The organism is Cupriavidus sp. GW821-FHT07C08 (assembly GCF_059419025.1).
The window spans coordinates 127,618-139,515 of the sequence record NZ_JBWKQZ010000023.1 but is presented as its reverse complement, the minus strand read 5'-3'; the positions used below and the strand labels follow the sequence as shown (position 1 = coordinate 139,515).

General features: G+C 62.1%; 9 protein-coding genes. 1 reads left to right on the top strand and 8 read right to left on the bottom strand.

The features are described 5' to 3' along the window. From AC07UK_RS25990 to AC07UK_RS25980, 3 genes are all read right to left on the bottom strand, one after another. Positions 1-290: DUF2188 domain-containing protein (locus tag AC07UK_RS25990; protein ID WP_494693896.1), on the bottom strand; the 290-nt coding region annotated here is incomplete at its 3' end. Positions 291-314: 24 nt separating this feature from the next. After that, positions 315-713 carry a hypothetical protein gene (locus AC07UK_RS25985; RefSeq protein ID WP_494686613.1) on the bottom strand — a complete coding sequence of 133 codons (399 nt, stop codon included), beginning with the start codon at positions 711-713 and terminating at the stop codon, positions 315-317. A gap of 418 nt (positions 714-1,131) precedes the next feature. Further along, entirely contained in the window at positions 1,132-1,779 is a 648-nt protein-coding gene (locus AC07UK_RS25980; protein ID WP_494686614.1) for a carbonic anhydrase, read from the bottom strand. 510 nt (positions 1,780-2,289) lie between these two features. Here AC07UK_RS25980 and AC07UK_RS25975 point away from each other — a divergent pair. After that, positions 2,290-2,574, top strand: a complete 285-nt coding sequence (locus AC07UK_RS25975) for a hypothetical protein (protein WP_494686615.1) — start codon at positions 2,290-2,292, stop codon at positions 2,572-2,574. A gap of 548 nt (positions 2,575-3,122) precedes the next feature. On the opposite strand, the gene AC07UK_RS25970 is transcribed toward AC07UK_RS25975, so the two are convergent. The 5 genes from AC07UK_RS25970 to AC07UK_RS25950 form a co-directional block, all read right to left on the bottom strand. Continuing rightward, positions 3,123-4,988, bottom strand: a complete 1,866-nt coding sequence (locus AC07UK_RS25970; RefSeq protein WP_494686616.1) for a hypothetical protein — start codon at positions 4,986-4,988, stop codon at positions 3,123-3,125. Next, positions 4,985-5,503 (bottom strand): ABC-three component system middle component 2, encoded by a 519-nt coding sequence (locus AC07UK_RS25965; RefSeq protein ID WP_494686617.1) that lies wholly within the window; start codon positions 5,501-5,503, stop codon positions 4,985-4,987. The genes AC07UK_RS25970 and AC07UK_RS25965 overlap by 4 nt, the downstream gene beginning before the upstream one ends. Next, positions 5,491-6,486 (bottom strand): ABC-three component system protein, encoded by a 996-nt coding sequence (locus AC07UK_RS25960; RefSeq protein ID WP_494686618.1) that lies wholly within the window; start codon positions 6,484-6,486, stop codon positions 5,491-5,493. The genes AC07UK_RS25965 and AC07UK_RS25960 overlap by 13 nt, the downstream gene beginning before the upstream one ends. Positions 6,487-6,664: 178 nt before the next feature. Further along, positions 6,665-7,762 (bottom strand): HNH endonuclease, encoded by a 1,098-nt coding sequence (locus AC07UK_RS25955; RefSeq protein ID WP_494686619.1) that lies wholly within the window; start codon positions 7,760-7,762, stop codon positions 6,665-6,667. 613 nt (positions 7,763-8,375) lie between these two features. Continuing rightward, on the bottom strand, positions 8,376-11,750 hold the full coding sequence (locus tag AC07UK_RS25950; protein ID WP_494686620.1) for a bifunctional diguanylate cyclase/phosphodiesterase: 3,375 nt from the start codon (positions 11,748-11,750) through the stop codon (positions 8,376-8,378). Positions 11,751-11,898 lie beyond the last annotated feature (148 nt).

Genomic DNA, 11,898 nt, shown 5'->3' with positions numbered 1-11,898 from the left:
TGTGAGACTGCAGATACCGAAATAGTGAGACTACTCGGACGCACGCCAGCTCGCACAACAGTGTCGGCTGTAGTTCGGCCAAAGCGGACGCCGGCGGCGGCCGGCCACGACATTAACCCTTGATGTCCTCGACCGTGGATGAACAACTCGACCTGTTTTTCCTTGGCGCGGCTGGTTCCGGCGGCGATCGCTTCGTCCTGTGTATCGAACGTTTCGCGGCCGTGACCGCCTTCAGCCTCAACTGCCCAGCGGTCTCCGGCCGGTACGACGTGGATGTCATGTCCAGGCATGGCTGTCTCCTGAAGTTTATGGAGCTAGTCTCTGCCCTGCCTGCGCCGTGACGGTATCAGGCGCCGTCCGACACCGCTGCCTTTGTGTGGTAGCCTGCGGCGCACTTTTTCGATTACCCGCCGGTGCTTATCCTGAGCTTCCTCCCAAGTTCTCGAGCGGAAGATGTGGTCTAGCCCGTTGCCCTTGAGGGTGGTCCAGAACGTCGGCGACTTGTCATCGTGCATGCTTGCCCAGCAAGAGAAATAGGTCTGGACGACCACGCCATACTCCGGCATCTCGTCGCGCAGCTGGTACCGCTTACCGGCGGTCAGTTGCCAGTCGACCTTGATGCCGAAATCGAATACGCGGACGGGCCTGCCGTTGTCGTCCAGGATGTAAATGCGATCCCAGTCCTCTGGGATGGAGTAGTCGGGTGCTTTCACGGTGGCTTAACTGTATGTTTGTACAGTATATACACCGATCCGAAAAGGGCCTGGCAGTGCCAGGTGTGCGGACGTGCTGCAGGGAAACGGAATTGGTGAGACTGGGACGTTCTTTGTGAGACTGCAGTTACGGAAATGGTGAGACTACCCGGACTCAAGCCCGACGTGTCGCGAGTGTCTACGGGCACCTACAGGTCCGCTGCAGCTACGCGCAGAAACCCTCACTCTGGCGGGCTGGGTAAGTTCCGTGAAGCGAAGGCAACCACCTACCGGTCTGCTCGGCGCGCTAAGGCGGTGAGCTTGGCATTGGTGGCTGCATTAATACTGGGAACGGTAATCTGTCTTCTGCTTAGGTTTTTTCGCCGGCTCCCTGCCGAAGAGGGAGCAGTAGGACGGCCGTAGCGAGCAACCGTAAGCGTCAGAGTCGCGTCTTGACAGCGATGGTTTCTGGGTGCTCGGCCAGGGACACGAACTCCTTCGTGGACCCATCCAGTGCCGCAATCGAGCCGTGCCCAATATCGTAGACCCATCCGTGCAAATCCACCCGGTGCTGCGCCAGTGCCAAGGCGACAGAAGGGTGGGTCTGTATGTTTGCTAGCTGAGCCACAACGTTTTGCCGGACGAGGGCTTCCAGACGATCCGCAGCCGAAGGGTACTCCTGAGCGGCGTTGATCGCCTTAGCCGAATCGGCATGACGGAGCCATTGAGCGACTGCTGGCAAGTTATCTAGACACGCGCAAGTCGCGATGGCGGTCATCGCGCCGCAGTCCGAGTGGCCACATATCACGATATCGGACACCCCAAGAACCGATACAGCATACTCAACTGTCGCTGAGACTCCCCCGGGTTCTGGCCCATACGAAGGCACAATGTTTCCCGCGTTGCGGATAACAAACAGTGCCCCAGGCTCACACTGGGTTAGGAGCTCCGGCACTACCCGGCTGTCTGAGCATGTCACAAAAAGCGCGGTAGGTCTTTGACGGCTGGCAAGACTCTTAAACAGTTCGGATCGTTCGGGAAACGCTTCCCGTTGAAAACGGAGGAAGCCTTCGATGAGTTCACGCACTGTGAGACGCTCCAAAACTTAGACGCAAATAGTATAGCGGCATCAGTTTTTCCCGGGGCCCACGTCATAGCTTGATCGCCGCTCCCAGCGGCTGTTTTGGCCCTAGATTGGCCCAAGAGGCGGTCCGCCAGTCGCATAGGTCTGAGTTGCTGCCGTCATACCGACGCTTCAAATGTGCTATATGCGGCATATTATCTTCGCCCAAGTATGAGTGGATAGCATCTGGTTGCGCGAAGCATGCAGCAGATGCCGTTTCAACTCGAAAGGAAAGCCTGCGTCGTTTGCGGTCGCGAGACCAACTATCTGTTGCGCTGAGAACCGACCTAGCCGAGCGTGGCTGAATCCCGCGGCCTTTACCAAGCCAAGCGCAACACACGCAACCAGGTTGTGCTGAGATGAAGCGCGCGACCTGGTGCCGTCGCGGTCACAATTCCGCTTCTGATCTACATTGTTGAAGTGGTCGCCCGGCATAGCGCATACTTAACTTGTTATTAGTGCCACTCACCTGCCATGTCCCTGGAAGCACTGCTTTCCGCGTTTGCGAAGGCGCTGTCGATAGCGACAGACGCGCCCGATGAATACCCCAGCTCGAGCGGCGCCACTTACGAGCAAAACATGGCGGAACTGTGGGCCTTGTGGCGACAGATCCGTCCACAACTGAGCGATGCCCGGCAAGCCGAGCTGGTCGAGCAGACTCTCCTACAGATGCGGCACTCCTTCAACAGCGGTGACAAGCCGGGCGGGCGGGACGCGGTGTGGTCACTGCGACTCTTGTGCGTCCGCGGACTGCGCTAGAGTACGACTACACTCGGCAAGGTTTGGGCGAAACGACTCGAGGCAAGCGGGCCCTTCTTGAATCTGCACGGACGCGCAACGACGTGTGTGGGCGGAATACTACTGGCCGTTTCAGTCGGCGAGAGACAGTGTGCCACTGGTGCGGAGCAGTCCAACGAATTCGCGCTTCAAGTTAGGGCAGTCTCGCTATTTCCGGTTCTAACGCGGGAGAGCGCTGGCCGAGTTAACTGATAACTCATTGATCTTTCGGAAATTGCAGTCTCACGAACTCCGGTTACTCACACTAATGCAGGGAAACGGAATTAGTGAGACTAGGACGACTTTTCGTGAGACTAGAAAAACGGAAATCGTGAGACTGCCCGGACTCGGGCGCGACAGGTAGCGTTGCGATGATATGAAGGTCGGCGCGACTTCGGCCGTCGCCGGAGCGAAAAGGTCACCGGCGACAGGCAGCAGTCGACCCTTCTCCGCCTTTTGCTGATCGGATGGGAAGATGGCGGCTTCCAAGCTAGGCGCTCAAGATATTTGAGTTTCGGGGCACGCCACGATCAGGCTCGCCTTGCCAGCAAGCCAAACCGCCCTTCGCCGAGTTGACCAGTGAAGACTTCTATGCGTGCCAGCCGTCGGATGGTCTGAGGTGGATCGGAGTTCTCGATGACGATGATCTGCACCTGCTCCTTGAGACTGGCCAGATGCTTGTAGAAGTGCTCGGCAAGCGAGCTGGCTTTGAGAGCCTGCTCATCCTGCGACAAGTCGCCGTGCCTTGAGGTCAGCGGCTCGCGATAGGTCAGCAGCGGCGTGTCGAGCACCAGGAAGCCGGGATGCGGGAGGTTGTTCTCGATGCAGTGCACGAACACCGCGACTTTGAAGGCCGCATGCAACACGGCACGGACGCCCTTCCCGTTGGCGGAGCGCGGCTTACCACCAATGGTGATGTCGTTGGTCGCTCCGTCAAACTGCACCTTCTCGGCGTCGGGAAACTTCCAAGCGGTCATAACCGCCTTCACCTTCTCGCCGAAGTCGAACAGCGTGGTCGAGTCGGGGCCGGGTGGCGGGCCCTCGCCATCGCGTCGGGTGGGCGCGGCGCCGATCTCGGCCCGGCGTGCGACCAGCTTGGCGCGGCGCTCGAAGAGGTCGAGCACCTTAATGACACCAGAACGCATCGAGTTGTAGGTCTCGTAGCTATCCCGCAGGGACGCCTCCTGAGGGCGGAGCGCCTCCATGATGGCGTCCAGTGCTTTCGCGTCGTCGTCGAGATTCTGGATGGTCGTGCGCAACCCGACGGCCTCGGTCTCCAACGAGGCGACCACGTGTGCCAGCTCGCGCTGCTCCCGCTCAATCTTTCGGGCTTCGGCAGCGGCGGCCATGTGCGCCATCGAGATTTCTTCCGCCGCGTGGTTGTGGGTCTGCGCGCCGGGCGGCGCACCGCAGACCGAGCAATCTCGACCGGCCATCGTCGCCAGCACGTAGCCGCTCTCTTCGATTGAATGCAGACGCTCCAGGTCCGAGGCGTAGACCGCCTGCAACTTGGCATATCGCTGTAGCGTGAGTTCCAGCTCGTCGGCTCGCTCCTTCATCTCGCGGCCCCGATCCAGCGTACCGCGCCGCTGGACGACGACGTCGTCGAGTTCGCTTTGCGCAGCCCGCAACTGGGTCAGCAGACCGCCGGCGCTCTCGTCCAGGCGTTCCAGCTGGTCCTTGGTCTCTTGCTCGTCCGGCGGCGTTTCACCCAGTTCGGTATCGAGCTGGGCCAGCAGTTCATCGACCAGCTCGATCTTTGCGGCCTTGGCGGCTTTGCGCTCACCCTCTTTGGGCACCGTCACGGCCGCAGCATCGTCCTTGCCCGTCAGCAGGAGCTTGAATAGATTGCGCTCGAAGGTGCGTTCCGACGGCGTGCGCGACAGGAACACCGGACTGGTTTCGGATAGGATGTCGTCCTCGGCCACGATGGCGTACTTCGACAGCGTTCGGATGGACAGCGAATCCTTCGCGCCGTTGCCGTCGCGGACCACCCATTTACCTGCCAGGCCGATCGCTTCGAGCAGCCGATGCGACACGGTGTCGGTGCGATTGCGGTCATGTTTTTCGCGCAGCACTACCCCGCCTTCGGCTGGCACGTCCTTGATCAGGCCTGTATATATTTTGAGGTGGCCGCCCTGAGTAGAACGATAGAGGGTGAAGTCCCCCTCATCGCCCAAGGTGACTCCCAGCCAGATGGCGTCATAGGCCCCGATCTCCTCGGTTTCGGGCAGGGTGCTGACTGCACCCAGCATGAACGAGATGGCCTTGGACGCGAAGGACTTGCCGGTGTTCGAGGCGCCGTAGACGATGTTTAGACCGTCGACGAACTCAAGCTCGGCGGGCGCGATGTTGGGGCCAGTGAAGACCAGGTGGCGCAGGTGCAAGCCGTTCATGATTCTAACCTCGCGGTCGGATCGTCGAGGCGGAAGTCAGCGGTCCAGCGCCCAATGCGGCTTTCGATCAGCGCACGCATCTCTTCGGTCTGTAGGCCCGCGAAGCGCCTGGCCATCCAGCGGGCCCGTTCCTTAAGCGCCACGGAATACGGCGCCTGCAACAGGTCCAGGTAGCTCGGCACATCCTCGCTGGCCCCGAATGCGATGCCCTCCGCATTTTCGAACACCTCGACGAGATGCACCTGCTGCATGAGCCGCAGGCTTTTCTCCACCAGCTGGCGGCGCACCAGCAGCTCGCCGGCGCGGTTGGGCAGGTCGGGATGCAGGCTCTTCGGCACGTCTTGGCCGTCCAAGTCACCGGTGTGCACGACGAGATGGTCCAGCCAGGTCATCTCCAGCAGGTCGCAACGTCGCGGATGGAAGGCCTCCAGCAGTACAAGCGCCCGAATGCCCGTCTCCAGCGTGCTGTTGAACGGATGGACGGAGGCCGTCGCGGGGCGCTCTAGCGATCCCATGGTAGCAGCCCCTCGTTGGCAAGCAGGTGGCAGGTGCCTTGCTTGACAGGCGGACTGGCGTGCTTGCCTAGCACGCCAGACGCTTGCAGAACGGCCGCCTGTTGCATAACCTGGCCCAGCCGGACGTACCGGCTCGGATGCGTGCCCTCATGGACGTCAACCACCCCGAGGTAGATCTCGTCTCTGAAGTTCTTCAGGTATTCCTCGGGGGTTGAGTCCCGGTAGAAGCGCTCGAAGGCTACGGAATCGAAGAAGCGGGTGCGTTGCAGGCGCAGATTCGGCCCAATCTCCGAACAGTCCAGCGCCGCGGCGGCGTCCGGGTAAGTGCCTGGCCCCTTCTCGCCGTATACCTTGAGCAACTGGCCGATGTAGGACGACTCGTTGGCCTGAATCTCATCGGGCACGGTGCCCCGGATCCAGGGTCCTGGATCCTCATCGAACCACTTCACCAGCGCCGGCTTACAGGCCGGATCTTTGGCAAGGCGGGTCGCGTCCAGCCAGTCGACCTTCGTGAAGTCGAACGCCTGGATCTTAGCCGCGATGGCCGGCGTTAGCTTGATGACCTGACTCTGCACCAGGTACGGGGCGATCTCGGTGTCCCAGTCGTCTAGAAAAGCCCGTCTGAACTTCTCGGGATGCGCGATGAAGTCCCGCGCATTGCGAACAAGGCCGTAAGGGGCAACGAAATAGTAGGCCCTCGGCAGTGCGAATGCTTCGGCGGCGGAGTGCATGAAGATCTTGCCCAATTCGACGAAGGCCGAACGCTCCGACAGCTTGGAGGTGAGTTGCTTGCACTGGAAGTTGTCCCATTCGCCTTCCAGCCGGCGATCGGTGACGTAGCCGGTGACGTCGCGGCCCATGTCGCCCGTGCCACGCCAGAGTTCATGGGCGTGGTAGTCCTTCACACGCTGGGCGATCCAGTCATCGACGAAGTTTTCCAGTTCCGACGCTGAAAGCGCGCAGATCTGGGCGGCATGGTTCATGCGCAAGTTGCTCCTCCCCGGGGCCTGATCTTGGAATTGGTGTCAGTGTGCAGGCGTCAATGATAGTGCCCCCGAAGCTGCTAGTCACGGGTCTACAGATCGCCGCCTCGCGGAACCTACGCCGAGATATCGGCGCGCCAGAATCCGAAACACTGCTGCCCGGACCGTGTCTCGCCACTCAGCGCTGAAAGACGTTGTCGCGGTGGTATTTCAGATATACCTCAACGCCACTAGGCACGAAGCGTAGCGGCTGGGGCAATCGGAGCGCGCCGCGATGGCGACCGTCCAGTCTAGGGGAGACGTGCATGTCCCCGCCCTCATCAAAGGTGATAAGCCCCTTGTCGAAGAGCGCGTCGAGGTTTGCCGACAACAAAAGCCCGTTGAGGCGATCGAGCTTCTGCTTAGCCGTAGATTTCTTCCACGGCCTGATGTGTGAGGCGATGAGCAGCTCACGGCAATCGATTCCGCTGACAGCACAAGCGCCGCCCCACACTTGCATGAGGTTCTCGCGAAACTGGCCTTGGCCACGCCGCGCGTTCGCTCGCGTGAGCACGTCGGTGATCGGTTGCTCACCGTCGGGGCGATCCTCGGCGTCAAGGGGCTCCGTCGGTGCGCACTGCATTGCGTCCGCGAGACGCGCCCACTTTTCGGTGCGCCGGTCCGGAGGGATTGAGTCGAGCACACGGCCGACGGTGGGCAGATCCCATTCCGTATAGCTGCCGAACATGCCCAGCAGCTTGCCTTTGCCGGTGATCGCGCGCGCGTCGAGCGTGACCGGTTCATCGAGCCACCAATAGAAGTCCTCGGGACAAATCCAGTTGGGGATCCAGTGCAGATTTCGATGCCAGCCAGAGAGGAACCGATGCTGGTTGCCGCCGTATTGCTTCTGCACATTCTCGACCGCCCAAGCGTCCTCCCACAACTCGCCCAACCGAAGCTTTTGAACGATATCTTTGCGTTGCTCCTTGTCGCGTTCTTGAGTGAGCCCAATTGCGTTGCCTGCAATGCCGACGAGCTGCTGGACGCCGTCGTGCGAGACGGTCATAAAGACGAACGTCTGCCCGGCGTTTTCGTCGAGCGGCGCAGAGCCAAGCCGTTCCGTGTGGAAGACTCGGAAGCGCTCTTTGCCCCGCTTGAACAGTAGGCGTGGTGAGTTGTTCCACTCTTCGTGCCCATAACCGGTCTCCCGCGGATATCCGCTGGTGACGCTCACTCCCGAGGGACGCAGGTAGTGGTTGGTGTTCCAGAGAATCGGTTTTTGGATGAACAGCGCCATTGCAATTCGTTCGTTCTTTCGTTTTGGCAAAGAGGCCGTGCAGGGAGATGCGCGGTAATGCCGTCCGCGGACCCGCGGCTCGGCGGCGCAAGCGGTCCCCTCGATCATCGACGGCAGCATCCTGCTTTACCGTTATGACCATCGGACTTGCGCAATAGTAGACGCAGGAGGCCAATGGCGACAAGCCAGCTGCGCGAGCGGGCGCCTGCAGGAGCAGTCCAACGAATTCGTGCTTTGCGTCAAGGGAGTCTCACTAATTCCGATTCTAAGACGGGCGAGCGGCAACCGAATTAATTGATAAGCCCTTGATTTCACTGAAGACGCAGTCTCACGAAGTCCGGTTTCTCACACGTGCGGGGAAACGGAATTGGTGAGACTGAGACGTTCTTTGTGAGACTGCAGTTACCGAAATAGTGAGATTACTCGGACGCAAGCCGGACTTGTCGCGTGACTTAGACTTGGCTCTTACCGGTTTGAGGAAAGTGCCTGTAGCCGCTCTCTGCCTGTGCCAACGATTCCGACGCCCAATGCGCATGCTTCTGCTGCAGCAAGGCCTTCATCCTGGATAAATCCCTTATTGGACTGCATAATGCGCGCGCCGGATTGCCGGCAGTCAGGCGCGCATCGGTTTCGGCCCCGGCTCGAAAGTGGGGCCATTCTCCATGCGGCTGGCCAGGAAGGCAGTGATCTTCGCCGGCGGCAGCGGATGGCTGAAGTAGTAGCCCTGCAATTCGTCGCAGCCTTCGCGGCGCAGGAATTCGAGTTGCGCCTTGTTCTCCACGCCTTCGGCGACCACTTCCAGGCCGAGCCGGTGGCCGAGCCCGATCACCGCGCTGGTAATCTGCGTGTCGCTGCGGCTTTCCGGTATGTAGCGGACGAAGCTACGGTCGATCTTGACCGTATCGATCGGGAAGCGGCTCAGGTAGGCAAGTGAGGAATAGCCGGTGCCGAAGTCGTCGATCGCCAGTCGCACGCCCGTGCGCTTCAGGCGCGAGAGCCAGCTGGATGCCTGTTCGGCATCGCGCATGACCATGCTTTCGGTGAGCTCCAGCTCCAGCAGGTTGCCCGGCAAGCCCGCTTGGCGCAGGGCATCGATGATCGTCAGCCTGAGCGACTTGTCGGCAAACTGCCGTGCTGAAAGATTGACTGAGACCCGCACCGGCTGCAGTCCCTCGGCGCGCCATGCGGCATTCTGGCGGCACGCTTCGCGCAGGGCCCACGCGCCGATCTCGACAATGGCGCCACTCTGCTCCGCGAAGGGAATGAAGTCTCCGGGCATGACCATGCCGAGTTCCGGATGGTTCCAGCGGATCAGGGCCTCGACCGCCGTGCACGCTCCCGACGCAAGCGCAATGCGCGGCTGGTAGTAGAGGACGAATTCGTTCTGCTCGAGCGCCCGGTGCAGGTGCGACTCCATGTCGATGCGCTTCTGCAGGGACGCGCTCATGCCGCGGCAGTAGAACTGGTAGCCGTTCTTGCCGAGTTGCTTGGCGCCGTACATGGCCAGGTCGGCATGCTTGAGCAGGGTCTGCCAGTCGTTGCCGTCCTCGGGGAAGGAACTGATGCCGATGCTTGCCGTCATCCGCAGTTCTGATTCGTTGACGACGAAGCCTGGCGCGAGCGCAGCTTGGATCCTGGCGATGGTCCGGCCCAAGAGCGTCGGATCGCCCTTGGGGTCCAGCAGCACGACGAATTCATCGCCGCCGAAGCGGGTGATCAGTTCCACTTCCTGCAGACTCTCGCGCAGCCGGTCGGCCATCAAGCGCAGCACGGTGTCGCCGGCGTTGTGGCCGATCGTGTCGTTCACGACCTTGAATTCATCCAGGTCGACGAAAATGACATGCAGGGTCTGGTCGCTGGCGCGGGCACGGGTCAGCGCCTTCTCGACCTCGGCCTTGAACATCAGCCGGTTGGGCAGGTCGGTAAGGGCATCGTGATTGCTGATGAAGCGCAGGTTCTCTTCGGCCTGGCGCCTCAAGAAGAAGTGCCCGGTCTGATTGGCAATACCGCTCGCCATCGCGAGCGCGTGCGCATCGGGGCTGCGCCTGGCACGGGAATAGAGTTCGACGACGCCGAGCGTCACGTGGCCCCTGCTCAGCGGGAAGGCGAACACCGTCCGGATGCCGCCCGCGTCGAGCCACCTGGCTTGCGCGTGCCGCGCCATCGCGTTCCGGTTTGCATACCATTGTGGCGCCTGCAAGACCGCGGCATCGGCGGGCCCTGGAGGGCGTTCGGCGAGCCAGGGCTCCAGCGCCTTGACGCGGGCCAGGTAGACCGGCGGCAGCTTCATTCCCTGGCTGTCGTCGCTCGGCCAGAAGGCACCTGCCTCCCAATCCATGCCTTCGAGCAGCGTGTGGACGATCTCCTCAAGCACCTCGATCTCGCTGGTGGCCGTGGCCAGGTGCAGCGCAATCTGGTGTTCCTGCGCCCTCGCCTGCTCGGCGCACTTGCGCTGGCTGATGTCCTGCGCGGTTCCGCGCAGCACGGCGCTGTCGTGCGCCCCATGCGCGTGGCCGATCAGGTGCAGCCAGCCCCGGCGTCCGCGCCGCGACCGGTACGGGCACTCGAACTCGAACGGCTGCCGATCCGGCAGCGCGGCCCGCATCTTTTCCTGCAGCACGGCGCGATGGCCGGCATCGATCGCCTGGAACAGCGCGTCCGGCGTCGGTTTGTCTCCGCGCCAGCCCAGCAGGCGCGCCATTTCCCGGGAAAAATGCGCGATGTCCTTGCCCAAATCGATGCGCCAGTCGCCCACATGGGCGATCTGCTGCGCCTCGGCGAGCGCCGCCTGGCTGTCGCGCAGGCTGTGCGTCATCTGGTCGGCCACGGCGACGGCGCGCGCCCGCGAACTCGACAACGCGTAGGTGAGCCAACCCAGCAGCACGCTGATGATCGCGCCGGAAATCACCACCAGCGCCGGCAGGTAGCGCTGCGGACCACTGATGGCGTTGGCATCGGCAGCAAATGCGATCACCCAGCGCCGTCCGCCGAAATCCCGCACCGCGCTCTTGGCCAGGTCATGCTGGCCCGCGCCCGTCCAGCCGTGCGCCAGTGCCGTCGCGCCATGCGCGGCACTGGCGTGGACGCCGCTGGCGCCCGCGCCCCGGCTGCGTCCCCGGGCCGCCAGGCCGGTCACACTGTCATAGAGCAAGTTGGCGGCGGAGGGGGGAACCGCGGCCTCGGCAAAGTCTCCGGCGTCATACACGCGGAACCGGATGCGGCGCAGGTTCTCGCTGCTGACCAGGTCTTTCAGCAGGTCGTCCACGCGGATGCCCGCCCCGACCGAGCCGATATAGGCGCCGCGGCGAGCTTCCACGGAATCCAGGTTTGGCACCTTGCGGTACACCGGCAGGCGCAGCGCGATGCCCACATGCGGGTTCTTTGCCTCGCTGAAGATCAGGCGGCCGCTGCTGACGGACTTCCCGGTATCGCGCGCCCGTTCCAGCGCGGCCAGGCGGCGCGGCTCCGCACCCATGTCGAGCCCGATCGATGCCAGGTTCATGGCGAGCGGTTCGACATAGGTCAGCACGAAGTGGCCCGGCCGCTGGCCCGGGGGACGGACGTTGAACGTCACGCCCGCATCGCGCAGGATCGGATCGCTGAGCTGATCGGCGACAAAGGCGTCGAGCTCGGTCGCTGGCACATAGGGCGCGTAGTTCAGCGTCTGGAAACCGGGATAGCGCTGCGGCAGGTTCAGCCCGCTGACGAAATCGCGAAACTCGCCGCGCGAGACATGGTCGCTGGCGCCGAACAGCGCCTGCAAGGCCACCAGTACGTCGGTATAGAGCCGGATCCGTGTATCGAGCTGCTGGATGACGTCGCCGGTATCGTTCTCAAAACGCAGGCGGACGTCCCTTTCCAGCAGGTCGGTGCAGAACGCATAGACGACGGTCGTCGTCAGCACGCCAAGCAGCACGGAGCCCGTCGTGATGGTGCGCGACCCAAGGCGTCCAAGCGGGCGCAGCACGCGCGCAAGCGTCTGGCGCAAGATTGTTTCCCCCGGGATGTCCGATGGCGCCCATGCGGCTGAGCGGCGGTCACAAACGACTGATGCGAAAAATGCACTTATTGGCCGGCGCACCTATTCGAAACCGACCGTTTATATGTGTTTACAATCTATAACAACCGGGGGGTGA